The following is a 16,759-nucleotide window of genomic DNA, read 5'->3' as shown; positions in this document are numbered from 1 at the left end:
CGATCATCGAACGGCTATGTGCCTGTCTCGCGCGTCATCGCGTATGTGTTCCCCGCATCGGGATCGCCGTAGAAGAAGAACAGCTTCACCTCGTCGTGCTGGTCGCGGTCCACGTAGAAGGACCACACGTATGTCGAGGGAGGTTCAGGGGCCGAGGTGTCAGCCGTCGTGGGGGAACGGCTCTCCACTCGGGTCCGGGCTGTCAGTGCGAGCCGGACGACCTGTCCGTCCTCCTCGTCAGTCAGTTGCCAGGTTCCCGTACCGGACAGGCGCCAGCCGTCCTCGAAGTCGAAGTCCTGACCGTCGAGCTTTTCGAGAAGAGCCGTTCCGTCCTGCTGAAGCATCACTCGGGTCCCCTCGATGTTCTCCCAGCCCCCAGCGACTTCGGCGGTCGTGGCGTCGTGTATCCCTGTTCCGCCGTAGTACTGATATGGACCGGCGCAGCCCATCAGGGCAGCCAACACCACCATCAAGCCACCGAGGTGTGCCCCGCACACACGCAGCCTGCTTCCGCCCGCCATCAGGACCTCCCGCCCTCAGCCCACATGGCCAGCCGACAGCAGTGGGTCAGGGAGATACCTTGTCAGACGCGTTGAACATGTTCAATTCTGTCACAGGGAGGGGGCGCATACCTCCGGCAGCCCAGCGGACGCCTAGGCAGGTGGCCGCCGCTCACTGCCATCCAGCTCGGTGCTCCTTGGTCAACTACGCTTTCACGAACGCCGTCCCCCTCGGATCCCCAGAACCGACGAAGAAGGACCACCGCGTGACCGCAGACCCCCCGGCCCGTCCCCTCAGCGACCTCCGCCCTGGTGAACACGTCCACGCCACGATCACCAGTCACCAGCCCTGGGGTGTCACCGCGAAGATCCAGGGCTTCGAGCCGGTCGGCGCGTCATTGGACGTCATCCGTCGCGGCGGAGAGCCGGGAGTGCGTCAGTTGGCTCAGGAGCTACCGGCGGTGGGCAGCACGATCGAGCTGGTCGTAGGTGAGGTTCGCTCCTGGCACCGCGCCCCGTGGATTTGGATCGACCTCACCAGTCCCCCTCTGTAGCAGAAGGCACGGTCCCCCCCAGCGCCGGTGCCCGGTGGTCCCAGCAACACCTCCATATGCACGGTCTGGCCGCACTGTCCTGTCGCCCCCTGTCCGCCAGAGTCGTGGGGTCGGCGGACACGTTCGACGGATTCACCAGCAGGAGGGGAAAAGGCATGTCCGAAGCAGCAGTTGGGGCATCTCACGGCATGGCCCGACGAGGGTTCCTGGTCGGGGCCGTCGCCATGACGGGTACGGCACTGCCGAGCACGGCTTCCGCCGACACGGCACGCGCGGCCCGGACGAGGGGGGAAACCGGCGCGGGCACCGGCCCGTTGGCGCTCACACACGTCACCGTGGTCGACGGGTCGGGAGGACCTCCGGCCCCCGACATGACGGTCGTCGTCGAGGGAGGCCGCATCACCGGACTCGCCCCGAGCGCACGCACACGGCTCCGCCCTGGCACCCGTACGGTCGACCTGACCGGCAAGTACCTGATCCCGGGACTGATCGAGGCGCACACCCACAGCGACGGCCCGGAGACAGTGGTTCCGCCGCTGTACGCCCTCGCCGGCGTCACCACGGTCCGGGAGATGCGGGGTCAGCCGGTCCACCACGAGTGGCGGGAGAAGATCCGCAGCGGTGCACTGCTCGGCCCCCGCTGGGTGGTCGGCAGCCCCATCGTCGACGGCACGCCCTCACTGTGGGCGGCCGACGTGGGCCCGACCATCGAAGTGCGCGACGCCGCAGAGGCCCGGCGGGCCGTACGGCGGGTCAAGCGCGAGGGCGCCGACTTCGTCAAGGTGTACTCCCGCTTGTCCCGCGAGTCGTACTTCGCCATCGCGGACGAGGCCCGGCGCCAGGGCATTCCCCACCTCGGGCACTGCCCCGACACGGTGCGGATCGCGGAGGCCGGCGCCACCGGCCACCGCAGCATCGAGCACCTGCACGCGCTGCTCCTGGCCACCTCACGGCACGAGAAGGAGATACGGCGCCGTCTGGCCGCCGTACGAATCGATCCGCGCGACCCCAGCAGCCTGTCCCGGTACCACAGTTGGTTCCAGCAGGTGCATCCCCTCGAATGGCGGGCGGTGCGCGGATACGACCAGGACCGGACGGACGCCCTCTTCCGGAGTCTTGCGGGTGAGGGGACAGCCGTCGTCCCCACGCTCAGTGTGCATCGCACGCTGGAGCTGCCCGACGAGGTCCCGGCCCGGGACGAGGAATGGAAGTACCTGCCTGCCTGGCAGGTGGAGAGCTGGCCGGACCAGCTCTCGGCCCTGACCGGTGGGCGCACTCCCGAGCAGCGACGGCAGATCCGCCGGATCTTCGCGCACCGGCTGCGGCTGGTGAGCGAGTTGCACGGCGCGGGTGTGCGGCTGGCGGCGGGCACCGACACCGGCACGGGATACCTCGTCCCGGGCTTCGCCCTCCACGACGAGCTGGCGCTCCTCGTCGCTGCCGGCCTCACCCCGGCGGAAGCTCTGCGCGCGGCGACGCGGGACGCGGCCGACACCCTCGGCCTGACCGCCGTCGGCTCCGTGGCCCGCGGCCAGGCCGCTGATCTGCTCGTCCTCGACGCCGATCCGCTGCGCGACATCCGCAACACCCGCCGCATCCACGGCGTGGTCGTCGACGGCAGGTGGATTCCGCCGGAGGAACGCCGCCGGCTGCTCGCGGCGGTGGAAGAGGCCGCCGCACAGACCCCGCCGCCCGAGGAGGGAGCGGTGATGACAGGTTGCGGTTGCGGAGGACACCCCTGACGCCCGTGACACCCCCAGTTCCACCTGTGTCGACGTCTCGCTCTGCTACTGCGGCGAGTTGTCCTCGTGGCCCGCTCCGCCTCCCCATCGCGCCCAAAGAGTGCGCTGCCATTCGCCGGCGTCCGGGGCGGGTTGGGCAACTGAGGGCACGGGTCCGGGGGCCGTTTCGATCAGGTGCAGCAGCGTCCAGGCGACCCCGTAGCAGTCGTCCGGACCGAAGCAGGCGGCCAGGGCATTGGCCTCCTCGGACGTGACCGGCCGGGCTATCGCCTCAAGTTGACGGACACGACCGTCGATCTCCTCCTCGTCGGCGTCACAGTCGGGGAGCGGGCCGTGAGCAACAAACGCCTGCACTTCTGGTCTCATGGGCGAATTATCGGCGGCGACCTGACCGTCCCGGGTCAGGTCGACGACGGCACAGCCGAGCCGCTCTGTCAGTCCCCCTGCTCACAGCCCCGTCAACTGGCCAAATGAGACGGTCTCCCAGGGACCGCGGTCACGGTGTTGTTGTTGCGCTCGTGTGCCTCGCGAGCCGTCGCGAGCAGGCGGCGCCAGGAGGTGACCGTGGGACGGCGCCGCAGCAGGGCCCGGCGCTCGCGTTCGGTCATTCCTCCCCATATGCCGAACTCGATGCGCTGGTCCAGGGCATAGGCGAGACACTCGGTCCGCACGCTGCAGCCGCTGCACAGTGCCTTGGCACGGTTCTGCGCAGCGCCCTCAACGAACAGGTCGTCGGGGTCCGCGGTCCGGCACAGCCCCTTTTCACTCCAGTCGGTGTCCGCCATCCTGTGATGCCGTCCTCTCCTCTGACCCGCCTCGTGCATTGCCTGTTGCCCCGTGCTCGAAGCAACAGGCATATGACACTACGTCGTTCGGAGAATCGGTCCATCAGCACCGTATCGTCACACCTTCGAGTGAGCGGCGTTTGCCTTCAGGGTGTAACGGCGCTATGTGTGCAGGCTCAGAAGGCACCTCGGGACACACCGAGGCTGTTGGGGGCTCGCTCGCGGACGGCCCGTTCGCCGAGTGCGGCCTGGCCCGCGACGGGCACGCCGGCTCTTCGGCGAAGCACAAGCGGCACGGTGAACTGCCGTTCGTCGCAGCTCCCCCACGGCCGCACTCCGCGGCGGTCACCGCGCCGCCCGGCACACCCCACGCCCTGGGCCGCCGCCCCCGCGGCCACCAGTCAGCCGGCCCAAGGCGACCGGATACAGTGCGCGAGACGGCAGCCCGGTCAGGAGGAGCAGCGTGACCGACACCAGCAACACCCGGCCCACCGACGGTGAAGCGCAAGCCCCGCGGCAGAGCCGACTGCACCGCCTCATGCGCTACCTCCCCCTGATCGCGCCCGTTCTCCTGTGGGCCGTGCCCTGCTGGGTGCTGCTGTACGGCGGCCAGCACTGGCCGCTGCCCGTCACGCTGGTCGGCACCGGGCTGTTCGCCCTCGGTCTGATCGGTATGCCGCTCGCGATGGTGCGCGGGCACGGTCGGCGTCAGCAGGACTGGGCGGCGATCATGGGCGACACCCTGCTGGGGAGCGTCTGGGTCCTGTTCACCTGGTCCATCCTGCTCGGCGTCCTCTTGCGGGTCGTTCTGATAGCGGCCGGCGTCGGCGACGGCCAGGACCGGGCCCGGATCGTCACCTGGGCAGCCCTCGCCGTAACCGCCGTGCTGCTCGCCTGGGGGTACGCCGAGGCCCGCCGCGTGCCGCGCGTGCGCCGGCTTGACGTACAACTCCCGCGACTGGGCGCCGGGTTGGACGGGCTGCGAGTCGTGCTCATCACCGACACCCACTACGGCCCACTCGATCGCGCACGCTGGTCTGCACGGGTGTGCGAGACGGTCAACTCACTGGAAGCCGACCTCGTCTGCCACACCGGCGACATCGCGGACGGCACGGCGGAACGCCGACGCGCCCAGGCCGCCCCCCTCGGGACCGTGCGGGCAAGCAAGGCCCGTGTCTACGTCACCGGCAACCACGAGTACTACAGCGAGGCCCAGGGCTGGGTCGACCTGATGGACGAACTGGGCTGGGAGCCGCTGCGCAACCGCCATCAACTGGTCGAGCGCGGAGGCGACACCCTCGTGGTCGCCGGCGTGGACGACGTCACCGCGGAGTCCTCCGGGCTGGCAGGGCACCGCGCACACCTCGCCGGAGCTCTGAACGGCGCCGACCCTGACCTGCCCGTCCTCCTCCTGGCACACCAGCCCACGTTCGTCGACCGGGCGGCCGCCGCCGGTATCGACCTCCAGATCTCCGGCCATACCCACGGCGGCCAGATCTGGCCCTTCCACTACCTGGTCCGCCTGGACCAGCCCGCCCTCGCCGGCCTCAGCCACCACGGCCCCCGCACGCTCCTCTACACCAGCCGCGGCACCGGCTTCTGGGGCCCGCCGTTCCGCGTCTTCGCCCCCAGCGAGATCACCCTGCTCGTGCTCCGCTCCCCGCATCGATCCACCTCGCCTCAGCACTGAGCGTCCGGACGTCCTCACCGAGTACTGGTCAGTCGGCCGCGGGGCTCAGGCTTGAGCGGGGAGCGAGCTTCTGCCGGTGCGGCGCCACCAGACACGTGACGCCAGTGCGGCCAGACCCGCGCCGGCGGTGTTGAGCAGTACGTCGTCCACGGACGACACCCGGTCCAGATGCAGGACGTACTGCCCTGTCTCGACCAGGACCGAGCAACCGGCACCGAGCGCGACAACCCGCCGTACCGATGCCAGCGCCGTGAACCGCAGCGGGGCCAGGAACCCCAGCGCCGCGAACACCAGCAGGTTGCCGACGATCTGGGCCGTGTCCATCGTGAGCAGGTCCCGCAGCGGCACCAGGTTCACCACCGCCCCGTCCTCGTCGCCCGGCAGCAGGATCAACCAGACCGGCGGCACTGTCCCGTAGACGATGCCGACCTCGGCAATCGACGTGCGCGATGCCGTCGCAGCCTTGGCACCGGCGAGCCTCCGTCGGCGGGCCAGAGCCCACGCCGCCAGCACTGCCACCGGCAACGTGGCCACCGTGAGGAGCACCACCCCGGTGAACGTACCGACCCAGCCGTGCCACCCCTCGAGTCGCACCCTGCCACCTCTTCCATCCGGTTGTCATCGGCAGTCTCACCGGCGGCACATATCGGCAGCGTATTGATCGGCGTCGGTGGCCGTGACGAACACGGTCATCGTGAGGGCAAACCTTGAACTGGCATGGAGCTCAAGGCTCAGCGGTGTGTTTGCGCCCGGCGTGGGTCCCGTGATCCGGGGCCGAACCCAAGCCTTTGCTCACTGTCTCCTCCTGGTCGCTGGAATCTCTGCTGTTCAGCGACCGTCCTCGTACGCGAAGTAGTAGCCGGAGGAAGCGTAGTACGTGCACGTGATGGTGATGTCGTAGTAGCGGCGGAACTCGTTCTGGACGGTCAGGCAGGAGGAATAGGTTCCGAACGGCCCCTGCCACTTCACGCTCTGGACACTGACGCTGCCCCTGTCGCCAGTCGGCCGCACGCCCTGTTCGCCGGCCTGCGCGGTCGCGGCGACGCCCGTAACAGTCCCCATGGCGAGCACCAACACGGCGGTCGCCTGCATCATCTTCTTGATCATCGGCTTACCCCTCATCAATGAGCCATCAGACACGCGATACCGGTCCCCCGCGGAACAGGTCCCGGATTCCGCAGTCAGCTTGCGCTCGGCACCGTCGCAGGGGCGAGTCCTTTCGGTCTGGAGCGAAATGGCGGGCGTGTTCACGGCCGCACGCCCCGATCAGCGCTCATCTCAGTGATCACACTCGCGCCAACGCGCGGTTTTTCGGGCTTTGTTTGTTCGACAACAGGACTCCGAAGGCGAACAAGGACCCAACGGCTACACCTGGATCGGACTCCCCGGCCGCACCCCGCGACCGGACACCGTCCACGCCCGCACGGCACACCATGAAGGGGGAAACGAATGACCGTACTCACCCGCCGGAAGAGCATCGCGAGCCTGATCGCGGCGGCCGGCGTGTCCGGCCTGCTGATGACCGGCGCACCGAACAGCGCGGCGGACACCGCCGCCCCGGCACCGAAGAACTGCGCGGTCCTCGTGGGCAAGGCACCCGCGAACGGCAAAGCCTCGCCGGAGCTCTACCGCTACTGCTCGACCAAGTCGGCCGCCGACGCACGCGCCCACCTCGAAACCAAGGCCGCGACCGGTGGCAGGTCCGCCCAGGCGACCCTGCTGATGGTCTGGTACGCCAACACCGACTACCGGACGCCCAGCACCAGCGTCTACGGCAACGCAGGGCCGTGCGACAGCTCCGGCTACTCACTGCACCCGGACTCCTACTGGTCGCAGAACATCAGCTCGGCCAGGGGGTACAACCGCTGCACCGTGGCGACGTTCCACAACCGCGCCCTCAACTACGCCACCACCTTCCGGCTCCCCGTGCCGTACCTCGGCGCGAACCTCAACGACAACGTCGGCCTCATCCAAACCTGGTACGGCTGACGCCTGAGCGGGTCAACACCCCTCCGGGCAAGCAGAACTGACACTGAATCGGCCCACTGCGCCAGCATCAGACTGCTGGCGCAGTGGGCACCAACGTGTTCGGGCAGACACGGAAACGCGGTAGGCCGCCGCCTTCGCAGGCGGGGTCAAAAGCTCCAACTGTAGACGCCGCCACCGGTGTTCACCGCGGACGCCGCGAGCCGGGCCACTCCCCGCAGGACTGCCGACAGGTCATCGTCGGTCATGTCGTCTCCGTCCTCGGATCGAAGCCGCGCGGACCAGCGGTCCGCGAGTTCCTCGAGTTGGGTCGGGCTCGCGCCGGCCAGTGCTCGGGTCAGCCGCTCCGGCAGAGCGAACACCTCGACGCCGTCGTTCAAGGGTGCGGTCACCCACTCCGGCCATGTCCACTTGAGGAGCCGCTCCAGCGGTGGGGCCTCGGCCGAAGGCTCCGCGAAGTACATGTCCCACTCGACGATGGCGCTGTCCGGCTCGACGAAACGGCAGGCGACTGTCTCGAAGGCCCGGCCGGGTCCCCGCAGACGTGTCGCAGCAGCGGTCTTGTCGTCGGGTGCGAGGAAGAACACGATGTCGTGGACCACCCGAGCATGATGACAGCCCGCTGAAGGCCAGCTCCGGACTCCGCAGCTTTACGCGCACGTGTGATCGACAGCGCGGACTACCTCTGAGCATCCGCATCCGCCCCACGCCCCGCCCCGCCTGGAGATCACCCACCCGGACGCTGTACGGGGTATGTCAGTAGGGTTGAGCGCATCAGAGCGAGGGAGGATCGGTGAGAGGGGCGCGCACCCTGGCCACACTCGACGAGGCCGGCAGCGGTGATCACATCTGCCAGCTCATGGGGCCGACGGACGACGTCATGGACCGCAGCCGGGCCTTCGTCGCGGACGGGGCCCTGTTCGGCGACAAGGTGATGATCGTCGGCCCGGCCGGGCAGACGGCCGGCGAGTACGCGCAGACGGTGCTCGACCCCGCCCGGCTGGGCGGCTCCCTGATCGCCGCGGTGCGCCGTGAGGCGGAGAGCGCCGGACGGGAGGGGTACCGGTCGTTGCGCGTGCTGCACCACGTGACTCCTGGCGCGTGGCCCGAGGGCCCCGAGGAGCTGCTGCGCAGCGAGCTGGATCTGGAGGAGTTCGCTGCGGACAGCGGTGCCCTTGTGGTCTGCGCCTACCGAGGTGCCGAGTGGGACGCTTCTACACTGGAAGAAGTCAGGTGTGTGCACCCCCACCACCTGGGCAGCCGTCCGGCATCACCAGCGTTCCGGGTGTACCGGACGGGAAAGGAAGGCTGGACGGTGAACGGGGTCATCGACGCCGAAGGCGCCGGCGCCTTCGGTGCGGTCCTGTGCACGCTGCTCGCGCAGAACGCGACCGTGCGCCTGATCTGCCACGGCCTGGAGTTCTTCGACGCGGCTGCGATGGGCACCCTGGCGGACGCCGCCCGACACCTTCCCGACCGCAAGGTGGTCCTGGAAGGCACGAACGAAACACTGCGGCTGGCGTGGGATCTGTCCGGCTTCGCCGTCCCCTCGATCCCGGTGGTGATGGCACCGTGACTCTCCCTTCGCACTCCGACACTCCCCCGCCGACCCAGGCCGGCTACCGGCACGAGCTGTACCCGTACGCGGGCCGTGACGAGTTCCTCCAGGGCACCGTCGGCTTCATCCAGGAAGCCCTCGACGGAGGCGAGGCGGTCGTCGTGGCCGTCCCCGAGCACAAGGCGTCCCTTCTCCGCTCCGAGGTGCCCGGAGACGGGACGGTCCACTACGTCGACACCAGCGCGGTGGCGCACCACCCGGGCCGGCTCATCGGAGCCTGGCAGGAATGGATCAGCGAGCACGCCGCGGAGGGGCGGCCCGTGCGCGGGATCGGCGAGTCCCCCTGGGACGAAGTACGCAGTCAGGCGCAGGCGGAACAGCTCCGCTATCACGAGTGGCTGCTGAACAAGGCCTTCGCCGACGGCCCCGCCTTGTGGCTGCTGTGTCCCTACGACACCTCTGGCGAGAACGCCGCCCTGGAGCAGCTCACCCGCTGCCACCCCCGGATCCGGTCGGGCGGACGCAGTTCGGCGTGTACGGACTACGACTCGCAGGCCCCGTTCGCCTTCGCGCCGCTGAGCCACCCGTGCGACCCCTACGAGGAGTTCATCTACGCCAGCGGTGACCTGCAGGCCATGCGGGAGAAGATCTCGGCCTGCGCCGAACAGTTCGGGCTGGGCGGCCACCGACTGCGCGAGCTGCACCTGGCGGCCACCGAGATAGCCACCAACAGCATCCGCCACGGCGGCGGACACGGCACGCTGCGGACCTGGGGCGAGGACCGCCGCCTCGTGTGCGAGTTCCGCGATGCCGGCTACATCGCGGATCCCCTGGCGGGACGGCGCAGACCGACCAGCACCCAGGCCGGCGGGCGGGGCCTGTGGCTCGCCCACCAGCTCTGCGACCTCGTCGAGATCCGCTCCACCCCCGACACCGGGACCACCGTCCGCCTCCACACCGAGCTCACCGGCTGACGGCAGCAGCGCCTGGGCGGTGCAACGCAGCGACCTGCGACCCTGCGCCGCCTGGACCGGGTCCCTCGGATGAGGGCGCCGGGCTACGTCTCGCGCGCCGTGCCGCGCCCGGTCACGGGGCGTTCCTCACCCCCACGCACGGGCAGGAGCGCCAGTGCGGTGTCCGCGATGTTCCGCACTGTCTCCGGGGCCAGGCCGGCCTTGCCCACCGCCTCGATACCGCGGACCACCGTCAGCAGCAGGGCCGCCAACCGCTCCGGATCCGCAGTGCTGTCGATGTCGCCGTGGCGCTGGGCCGCGCTGATCTCCGTGCGCAGCAGGGTCAGCAGCGCCGTCATGGTCTCCGCCGACCGGTCGGCGACCGTCGGATCGTGCTGGGCCAGTTCCGCCACGCCCTTGGCCAACAGGCATCCGCGGCGCTCGATGTCGGAGGCGGTGTTCTCCGCCATCAGGTGCACGTATCCCGACAGGCGGGCCAGTGCCTCCGCGTCCGGGCCACCCGTCAGCCGCCCTTCGGCCACCTCGACGACCGCGGTGCACCAGTCACCGAACACACGGTGGAACAGCTTGCCCTTGTCGCCGAAAGCGCCGTACAGACTGCCCTTGCCGAGACCCGTGGCCTGGGCGATGTCGTCCATCCGGGTTCCCGCGTAGCCGGTCGCCCAGAACTGTTCCCGGGCCCGCTCCAGGACTCGGTCTTCGTCGAACGCGCGTGGTCTCGGCATGCTCTCAGCCTATCCATTCTTGACTCGATCGTCCATTACTCCCTAGGTTGTGGACGATCCATTCCAGAACCGAAGGGGTTCGACATGCCAGGCGTGCTGCACGACAAGGTGGCCGTGATCACCGGAGGGACCAGTGGAATCGGGCTGGCCATCGCCCACCGCTTCGTCCGGGAGGGCGCGCGGGTGTTCGTGACCGGCCGGGACCTCGACCGCCTCGAAGCGGCGGTCGAGGAACTGGGCCCCGCGGCCATCGGCGTACGATCCGACGTCTCGGTCCTGGCCGACCTGGACGCGCTCTACACGCGGGTCCGTGAGGAGGCCGGACACATCGACGTGCTGGTGGCCAACGCGGGGATCGTCGCGGACGCGGCGCTCGGCGCCCACACCGAGGCGAACGTCGACCTGACGCTCGCCGTCAACGTCAAGGGCCCGCTGTTCACCGTCCAGAAAGCACTTCCGCTGCTGGCGGAGAACGCGTCCGTCCTGGTCATCGGCTCGAGCAACAGCGTGCGGCCCAATGAGCACCTCGAGGTCTACAGCGCCTCGAAGGCGGCGGTGAGCAACCTCGTGCACAACTGGGCCCGCCAGTCGCGGGAGCGCCGCTTCCGGGTCAACCTGCTCAGCCCGGGGCCCACGCGCACCCCTGGCCTGCTGGGCGCCGCCGGGCCGGACGTCGAACAGTTCGCCGAGGCCCTCGTGCCCCTGGGGCGGCTGGCCGACGCCGAGGAGATTGCCGAGGCCGCCCTCTTCCTGGCTTCGGACGCCTCGTCGTTCGTCACCGGCGCCGAACTCTTCGCCGACGGCGGCTACACCCGGGTCTGAACGACGGCCCGGGGTGCGCGTCCTGCCACCTCGAAGCGACAGGGCCACACGTGTGCGTCGTACCGGCCCAGCGCCCGGAGCGACGAGCGCGTGGCCGCGGCTTCGGAGGGCGCGTCCCGCGACGACGGGTCGGGCAGCGGGACACCCTTGCGGTCTCCCGCTGCCCCAGCGTGATCACCGGTCGGCTCCGGTGGCGGTCGATCAGGCCCGGGTCACTGGTGCCTGTAGTTCCGTCACCCAGTCGTCGCGGTCCTCCGGGCACTCCAGGTTGATCTCGCGGGGATAACCGGTCGACCGGTAGCCGTGGGCGTCGATCCAGTGGGCCAGCGTCTGGGCGGAGGGGAGGACGGTGTCCATCGAGCCGCGGTGCACGATGGTCGCCGCCTGGTCGAGCGACGGCAGGTCGAGGACTCGGAAGGCGCCGTCCTGGAGAGGTGCGGAGACCTCGACGGCGGCATGGACGCTGATCCTGCCGCCGCCTTCCGGGGCGTCCTCGTAGTACGCGACGCCGGGACCCGTGGGGGTGATGCCCGCCGCCTCCAGGCACCGGAACAGCTCGTCGTAGAGCGGTCCGATGACCGGGCCGATGTCCTCGGGCTCGAAGCTCGCGGCGCTCGCGGTCAGTTCGGCCACCCGGGTGGGAGGAACGCTCTTGATGACGACGTCGTTCGTGGGCATGTGCCCCTCGCTCTCGATCGCTCGGAGCCGCGCCTCGACCTGGACCAGCCGCGCTCCCGCGGCAGCCATCGCGGTCTCCAGTTCGGCCCGCCGCAGCCGCAGCATGCCGCGCAGCTCCTCGGCGCCGACCTTCTCGTCCACGATGTCCTGGACCTGCTGGAGGGTGAACCCGAGGTCCTTGAGCGCGATGATCCGGTTGAGGCGGGCGAGCTGGGCGGCGGTGTAGTAGCGATAGCCGCTGGCGGGATCGACATGAGCCGGGTGCAGGAGTCCGGTGGCGTCGTAGTGACGCAGCATCCGGATCGAGACGCGGCCGTGCCGGGCGAAGTCTCCGATGGTGAACATGATGTCTCCGAGCTGACCGCCTGACACGGTGTGAGAGTCAAGAAACTACTCGGCGGCCGGGGAACGGCAGGATCACGGGGGCACCTTCGCCGAACGGCGACCGAGCCCTTCCCTGTCAGCCACTCATGTACTCGAAGGAGAACAACTCGGTGGTGTCCCCGGTGATCAGGCGGGTCTCCTCCGCGACCTCCGCTGCGACGACCACGCGGCCGCTCACCTCCCGCCCCATGGTGCCCCAGCACCCGGTACGCCTGCGGACAGCCTTGACGACGACAGCCGCTTCGTCCCTGTTCACCCATCATTTCGGCACCTCGGGCGGCGCCGGGTGGCTGGTCGTGGCGGACGGCGTATCAGGGGCCGCCCGCAGGGAGAGGACCAGGGCGACGAGTCCCGCGGCCGAGCCGAGGACACTCGCCACCGGGTCGGCCACACCCCAGCCGTCCCGCACGGCGGTCACCAGCAGCCACATCACGGCCGCCACGCATACGGCGATGACGGCGCGTGTCCCCCAACGTGCCCGTGTTCCCATGGGCCCTGATCATTCCCCCGGCCCCGGACCGGGGCCAGTCCCTCACCCGGGCGACCGTCCTGGGAAGCTGCTCACGCCGCCGACGCGAACTGCGGCGGGACGGCACCTTGCGGCGCCGGCGGGGGCCGCCCCCGAACGGTACTTCGCGACAGCCGGCGTGGTGCCCTACCTCGCGCTGCACGACGGTACCGTCGCCGGAGGCGGCAGTCTCCGTGTCGCGGACGGCGTCGCACAGCTCACGGGCGCGGCGACCGACACGACCGTCAGGCCGCTGAACGAACCTATGCTGAGGGCCGTGCGAGTACTGGGCGTGAGCAGCGAGGACGAGATGATCGCCTGCTTCCTGGGCGGCGAGCTGTCCAGCCCCAGGTTCGGCCGGAACCTCCGGTCCCGGCTGGAGGCAGCCGGGCATGACGAACAGCTGCTGACGCGCCCGGACTTCTCCGACACCGGAGCGAACCTCGCACGTCGCGCCCTGCTCGCCGCGACGCGCGGGTACGGCGAGAACCGCGGCCTGTTCCAGGACTTCCCCACCGACGTCACGTGGACCAGGGCGGTTCTGTCCGCCGACGAGGTTGCCGGCGTGCGGTACCTCGACTACTCGTACTGGATCGAACTGTCGGGCGGCAGTCGCCGGCCGGCCGACGCCGCGGCACGCATCAGAGCGGGGCTACGGGCCTTCGACGTACCGAACGAACCGTTCGTCGACGCCTCCCACGCACTCACCGGTGGCGAGAGGTTCCCTCCGCTCATCCTCGTCGGCGAGCGGCAGGACCGCCTGGTCTGCCTGGAGGGCCACCTGCGCCTGACCGCCCACGCCCTCGCCGGCTTCCCGACCGACGTGGAGTGCCTGATCGGTACCGCGCGGGACATGGCGCACTGGGCGCAGTAGTGCGGCCGAGGCGTCGTACCCGGGTACGGCACTCCTGTTCAGGTCACCCGATACCGCTGGGCGCGCTCGGTGTTCAGAGCCAGACCCAGCCCGGGCCCGGTGCCTTCGGCGGGGTCGACGCTGCCGCCCGCCGGGTCGAGGACGCCGTCGAACAGGATGCCCTCGATGCGGACGTGGTCGTGGAACCACTCCAGGTGCCGCAGGTTGGGCACGGCCGCCGCCGCGTGGGCGTGGGCGTGCGGTGCGCAGTGGCCGGAGATGTCCAGACCCCTGCCGTGGGCGAGGGCGGCGACGCGCAGCCAGACGGTGATGCCTCCGCACCGTGTGACGTCCGCCTGGAGGCAGTCCACCGCTCCGGCGGCGAGCATGTGCTCGAAGTACGGGAGGGTGTAGCCGTACTCGCCGGCGGCGACGTCGGCGGTGACACGGTCGCGCACGTGGGCGAGGGCGGTGAGGTGGTCGGAGGAGACGGGTTCCTCGAACCAGGTCACGCCCTCGTCGGCCAGCGCGGCGGCGACCCGGACGGCCTGTTTGGCGCCGTAGGCGCCGTTGGCGTCCACGAACAGCGCCGCCGTGTCGCCGATGCTCGCGCGGGCCTCGGCGACGCGCCGCAGGTCGCGTTCCTCGCACCGCCCCCACGACTCACCGATCTTGATCTTGACGCGGGGGACGCCCAGTTCCTGCGCCCAGCCCCGTAGTTGGCGGTCCTGCCGTTCGGCGTCGTAGGTCGTGAACCCTCCGCTTCCGTAGACCGGCACCTCCGCGCGGGCCGCGCCGAGCAGGTCCACCAGGGGCAGGTCCAGCAGACGGGCCTTGCAGTCCCACAGGGCGATGTCCACGGCGGAGATCGCCTGCGCGGCGACCCCGGGCAGGCCGGCGTTGCGCACGGCCCGCTGCATGGCCTCGTTGATCCCCGGCACGTCGAAGGCGGGGCGGCCGACGACGACGTCGGCGAGCACGTCGTCGACGATCCGGGCCGCGGCCGCCGGAGCGTAGGTCCAGCCGATCCCGGTGACCGGACCGCAGCGCACGGTCGCGAGCACCAGGGTCGTGCTGTCCCAGCTCAGGGTGCCGTCCGCCTCCGGCGTGTCGGTCGGCACCGTGTAGACGGCCGTCTCCAGCCGTTCCACCGTCTCCTTGCGCGTCACTGATCCTCTCCGGTACCGGGCCGGTCCTCGCGACGGCGGTGGCCGGGCAGCATTTCCTGGACCTTGGCCTTGAAGCCCTGGCGGACCATCCCGGCACGGTCGCTGTCGCCCTTGAGGACGGACAGCGCCGCGGCCTCGATCTGGTCGAGGGACGCGTGCGGCGGGATGGGCGGCACCGCCGGGTCGGTGCGGAAGTCCAGGACGAAGGGCCGGTCGGCCGCCAGCGCCGTCTCCCAGGCGCCCTGCACGTCCTGCGGCTTCTCGATCCGCATCCCGCCCAGGCCCACCGACCGGGCGAAGTCGGCGTAGGCGACGTCGGGCAGGGACTGCGAGGGCAGGAACTGCGGGGCGCCGGACATGGCCCGCATCTCCCAGGTGACCTGGTTGAGGTCCTGGTTGTTGAACACCGCCACTACGAGGCGCGGATCCGCCCACTGCTCCCAGTACTTGGCGACCGTGATCAGCTCGGCGAGACCGTTCATCTGCATCGCCCCGTCGCCCACGAGCGCGATCGCGGGACGGTCGCCATGCGCGAACTTCGCGCCGATCACATAGGGGACGCCCGGGCCCATGGTGGCCAGCGTGCCGGAGAGCGAGCCGCGCATCCCACCGCGCAGCCGCAGGTGGCGTGCGTACCAGTTGGCGGCGGAACCGGAGTCGGCGGCCAGGATGACGTTCTCGGGCAGCAGGCCGTTCAGGGCGTGGGCCACGTACTCGGGGTTGATCGGCTCGGCGTCCACCGCGGCACGCCGCTCCATGACCTCCCACCAGCGGGCGGTGTTCTTCTCGATCTTCTTGCGCCAGGCATCGTTCTTGGCCGGCCGCAGATGGGGCAGCAGCCGCTGGAGGGTGACGCGGGCGTCGCCGACGAGGTTGACCTCGAACGGGTAGCGCAGGCCGACCATGTGCGGGTCGATGTCGATCTGCACGGCGCGTGCCTGGCCGAACTCGGGCAGGAACTGCGTGTAGGGGAAGCTGGATCCGATGACCAGCAGGGTGTCGCAGTCCTGCATCAGCTCGTACGACGGACGGGTGCCCAGCAGGCCGATCGAACCGGTGACATAGGGCAGGTCGTCGTCGAGGGCGTCCTTGCCGAGCAGGGCCTTGGCCACGCCGGCACCCAGCTTGTCGGCGACCTCCATGACCTCCTGGCGGGCGCCGCGGGCACCCTGGCCGATGAGGACGGCGACCTTCTCACCGGCGTTGAGGACCTCGGCGGCGCGCTCGATGTCGGAGTCGGCGGGCACGGGCGCGTAGTGGGACATGCCCAGGCTGGAGGGGACCATCTTGAAGGCGTGCTCGGGCGGGGAGTAGTCGAGCTCCTGCACGTCGGCGGGGACGATGACGGCTGTCACCGAGCGGCGTGCCATGGCCGTGCGCATGGCCCGGTCGAGGACGTTGGGCAACTGCTCGGGGACGGTGACCATCTCGCAGAAGTCCGAGGCGACGTCCTTGAAGAGGCTCAGCAGGTCGATCTCCTGCTGGTAGGAGCCGCCCATCGCGCTGCGGTTGGTCTGCCCGACGATCGCGACGACGGGCACGTGGTCCAGCTTCGCGTCGTACAGCCCGTTGAGGAGGTGGATGGCGCCGGGTCCGGAGGTGGCGGCGCACACGCCGACCCTGCCGGAGAACTTCGCGTAGCCGACGGCTTCGAAGGCGGCCATCTCCTCGTGCCTGGCCTGGACGAACTGGGGCTTGTTGTCGGCGCGTCCCCAGGCGGCGAGCAGTCCGTTGATGCCGTCGCCGGGGTAGGCGAAGACGTGCTCGACCTCCCAGGCGCGCAGTCGTTCGAGGATGTGGTCGGAGACCTTCGTCGACATGTGCTGACCTT

General features: G+C 70.1%; 20 protein-coding genes. 8 read left to right on the top strand and 12 right to left on the bottom strand.

The window, feature by feature from the left end:
- Positions 1-14: 14 nt before the first annotated feature.
- Positions 15-521 carry a hypothetical protein gene (locus AOJ26_RS18515; protein ID WP_053849422.1) on the bottom strand — a complete coding sequence of 169 codons (507 nt, stop codon included), beginning with the start codon at positions 519-521 and terminating at the stop codon, positions 15-17.
- Positions 522-766: 245 nt separating this feature from the next.
- Here AOJ26_RS18515 and AOJ26_RS18510 point away from each other — a divergent pair, with 245 nt between their 5' ends.
- Both AOJ26_RS18510 and AOJ26_RS18505 read left to right on the top strand, forming a co-directional pair.
- Complete coding sequence (locus AOJ26_RS18510; RefSeq protein WP_053849421.1) at positions 767-1,054, top strand: hypothetical protein; 288 nt, start codon at positions 767-769, stop codon at positions 1,052-1,054.
- A gap of 188 nt (positions 1,055-1,242) precedes the next feature.
- Positions 1,243-2,796: an amidohydrolase family protein gene (locus AOJ26_RS18505; RefSeq protein ID WP_053849420.1), complete on the top strand. Its 1,554-nt coding sequence runs from the start codon at positions 1,243-1,245 to the stop codon at positions 2,794-2,796.
- 45 nt (positions 2,797-2,841) lie between these two features.
- On the opposite strand, the gene AOJ26_RS18500 is transcribed toward AOJ26_RS18505, so the two are convergent.
- Both AOJ26_RS18500 and AOJ26_RS18495 read right to left on the bottom strand, forming a co-directional pair.
- Positions 2,842-3,162 (bottom strand): hypothetical protein, encoded by a 321-nt coding sequence (locus tag AOJ26_RS18500; RefSeq protein WP_053849419.1) that lies wholly within the window; start codon positions 3,160-3,162, stop codon positions 2,842-2,844.
- Positions 3,163-3,254: 92 nt separating this feature from the next.
- Positions 3,255-3,581, bottom strand: a complete 327-nt coding sequence (locus tag AOJ26_RS18495) for a WhiB family transcriptional regulator (RefSeq protein ID WP_053849418.1) — start codon at positions 3,579-3,581, stop codon at positions 3,255-3,257.
- 463 nt (positions 3,582-4,044) lie between these two features.
- Between AOJ26_RS18495 and AOJ26_RS18490 the strand changes: the two genes are divergently transcribed.
- Entirely contained in the window at positions 4,045-5,271 is a 1,227-nt protein-coding gene (locus tag AOJ26_RS18490; RefSeq protein WP_053849417.1) for a metallophosphoesterase, read from the top strand.
- A gap of 45 nt (positions 5,272-5,316) precedes the next feature.
- Here the strand turns inward: AOJ26_RS18490 and AOJ26_RS18485 are convergent, their stop codons facing one another.
- Positions 5,317-5,865 (bottom strand): VanZ family protein, encoded by a 549-nt coding sequence (locus AOJ26_RS18485; RefSeq protein WP_053849416.1) that lies wholly within the window; start codon positions 5,863-5,865, stop codon positions 5,317-5,319.
- Positions 5,866-6,099: 234 nt separating this feature from the next.
- A complete protein-coding gene (locus tag AOJ26_RS18480; protein ID WP_053849415.1) occupies positions 6,100-6,378 on the bottom strand; it encodes a hypothetical protein in 279 nt (92 codons plus the stop codon).
- 342 nt (positions 6,379-6,720) lie between these two features.
- Here AOJ26_RS18480 and AOJ26_RS18475 point away from each other — a divergent pair, with 342 nt between their 5' ends.
- Positions 6,721-7,260 (top strand): hypothetical protein, encoded by a 540-nt coding sequence (locus tag AOJ26_RS18475; RefSeq protein WP_053849414.1) that lies wholly within the window; start codon positions 6,721-6,723, stop codon positions 7,258-7,260.
- 146 nt (positions 7,261-7,406) lie between these two features.
- Here AOJ26_RS18475 and AOJ26_RS18470 read toward each other — a convergent pair whose 3' ends face one another.
- Positions 7,407-7,859 carry a hypothetical protein gene (locus tag AOJ26_RS18470; RefSeq protein ID WP_053849413.1) on the bottom strand — a complete coding sequence of 151 codons (453 nt, stop codon included), beginning with the start codon at positions 7,857-7,859 and terminating at the stop codon, positions 7,407-7,409.
- 191 nt (positions 7,860-8,050) lie between these two features.
- On the opposite strand from AOJ26_RS18470, the gene AOJ26_RS18465 reads away from it, so the two are divergent.
- A complete protein-coding gene (locus tag AOJ26_RS18465) occupies positions 8,051-8,833 on the top strand; it encodes an MEDS domain-containing protein (protein ID WP_053849412.1) in 783 nt (260 codons plus the stop codon).
- The gene (locus AOJ26_RS18460) at positions 8,830-9,789 is read left to right on the top strand and encodes a sensor histidine kinase (protein WP_053849411.1); all 960 of its coding nucleotides are present in this window, start codon (positions 8,830-8,832) and stop codon (positions 9,787-9,789) included. Before AOJ26_RS18465 ends, AOJ26_RS18460 begins: the two co-directional genes overlap by 4 nt.
- An 83-nt stretch (positions 9,790-9,872) precedes the next feature.
- Here AOJ26_RS18460 and AOJ26_RS18455 read toward each other — a convergent pair whose 3' ends face one another.
- Positions 9,873-10,514, bottom strand: a complete 642-nt coding sequence (locus tag AOJ26_RS18455; protein ID WP_053849410.1) for a TetR/AcrR family transcriptional regulator — start codon at positions 10,512-10,514, stop codon at positions 9,873-9,875.
- An 84-nt stretch (positions 10,515-10,598) separates the two neighbouring features.
- Between AOJ26_RS18455 and AOJ26_RS18450 the strand changes: the two genes are divergently transcribed.
- Complete coding sequence (locus AOJ26_RS18450) at positions 10,599-11,336, top strand: SDR family NAD(P)-dependent oxidoreductase (protein ID WP_053849409.1); 738 nt, start codon at positions 10,599-10,601, stop codon at positions 11,334-11,336.
- Positions 11,337-11,537: 201 nt separating this feature from the next.
- On the opposite strand, the gene AOJ26_RS18445 is transcribed toward AOJ26_RS18450, so the two are convergent.
- From AOJ26_RS18445 to AOJ26_RS18435, 3 genes are all read right to left on the bottom strand, one after another.
- Complete coding sequence (locus AOJ26_RS18445; RefSeq protein ID WP_053849408.1) at positions 11,538-12,359, bottom strand: MerR family transcriptional regulator; 822 nt, start codon at positions 12,357-12,359, stop codon at positions 11,538-11,540.
- A gap of 115 nt (positions 12,360-12,474) precedes the next feature.
- On the bottom strand, positions 12,475-12,654 hold the full coding sequence (locus AOJ26_RS18440) for a hypothetical protein (RefSeq protein WP_053849407.1): 180 nt from the start codon (positions 12,652-12,654) through the stop codon (positions 12,475-12,477).
- Positions 12,655-12,657: 3 nt separating this feature from the next.
- A complete protein-coding gene (locus AOJ26_RS18435) occupies positions 12,658-12,888 on the bottom strand; it encodes a hypothetical protein (protein ID WP_143663518.1) in 231 nt (76 codons plus the stop codon).
- A gap of 295 nt (positions 12,889-13,183) precedes the next feature.
- Between AOJ26_RS18435 and AOJ26_RS18430 the strand changes: the two genes are divergently transcribed.
- On the top strand, positions 13,184-13,780 hold the full coding sequence (locus AOJ26_RS18430) for a hypothetical protein (RefSeq protein ID WP_234358590.1): 597 nt from the start codon (positions 13,184-13,186) through the stop codon (positions 13,778-13,780).
- A gap of 38 nt (positions 13,781-13,818) precedes the next feature.
- Here the strand turns inward: AOJ26_RS18430 and AOJ26_RS18425 are convergent, their stop codons facing one another.
- Together AOJ26_RS18425 and AOJ26_RS18420 are read right to left on the bottom strand one after the other, a co-directional pair.
- Complete coding sequence (locus tag AOJ26_RS18425) at positions 13,819-14,928, bottom strand: enolase C-terminal domain-like protein (protein ID WP_234358589.1); 1,110 nt, start codon at positions 14,926-14,928, stop codon at positions 13,819-13,821.
- Positions 14,925-16,748: a thiamine pyrophosphate-requiring protein gene (locus AOJ26_RS18420; RefSeq protein ID WP_053849405.1), complete on the bottom strand. Its 1,824-nt coding sequence runs from the start codon at positions 16,746-16,748 to the stop codon at positions 14,925-14,927. The genes AOJ26_RS18425 and AOJ26_RS18420 overlap by 4 nt, the downstream gene beginning before the upstream one ends.
- Positions 16,749-16,759: the final 11 nt, after the last annotated feature.

Origin of the sequence: Streptomyces sp. NRRL B-24085 (assembly GCF_001282115.1) — a bacterium.
Lineage (GTDB): Bacteria > Actinomycetota > Actinomycetes > Streptomycetales > Streptomycetaceae > Streptomyces.
This window is presented reverse-complemented; position numbering and strand designations above follow the sequence as displayed.

Coding starts and splice junctions, on each gene's coding strand:
- AOJ26_RS18475 (WP_053849414.1), top strand. CDS start 6,721: ATGACCGTACTCACCCGCCGGAAGAGCATCGCGAGCCTGATCGCGGCG.
- AOJ26_RS18480 (WP_053849415.1), bottom strand. CDS start 6,378: ATGATCAAGAAGATGATGCAGGCGACCGCCGTGTTGGTGCTCGCCATG.
- AOJ26_RS18505 (WP_053849420.1), top strand. CDS start 1,243: ATGGCCCGACGAGGGTTCCTGGTCGGGGCCGTCGCCATGACGGGTACG.
- AOJ26_RS18435 (WP_143663518.1), bottom strand. CDS start 12,888: ATGGGAACACGGGCACGTTGGGGGACACGCGCCGTCATCGCCGTATGC.
- AOJ26_RS18445 (WP_053849408.1), bottom strand. CDS start 12,359: ATGTTCACCATCGGAGACTTCGCCCGGCACGGCCGCGTCTCGATCCGG.
- AOJ26_RS18515 (WP_053849422.1), bottom strand. CDS start 521: ATGGCGGGCGGAAGCAGGCTGCGTGTGTGCGGGGCACACCTCGGTGGC.
- AOJ26_RS18495 (WP_053849418.1), bottom strand. CDS start 3,581: ATGGCGGACACCGACTGGAGTGAAAAGGGGCTGTGCCGGACCGCGGAC.
- AOJ26_RS18500 (WP_053849419.1), bottom strand. CDS start 3,162: ATGAGACCAGAAGTGCAGGCGTTTGTTGCTCACGGCCCGCTCCCCGAC.
- AOJ26_RS18455 (WP_053849410.1), bottom strand. CDS start 10,514: ATGCCGAGACCACGCGCGTTCGACGAAGACCGAGTCCTGGAGCGGGCC.
- AOJ26_RS18420 (WP_053849405.1), bottom strand. CDS start 16,748: ATGTCGACGAAGGTCTCCGACCACATCCTCGAACGACTGCGCGCCTGG.
- AOJ26_RS18450 (WP_053849409.1), top strand. CDS start 10,599: ATGCCAGGCGTGCTGCACGACAAGGTGGCCGTGATCACCGGAGGGACC.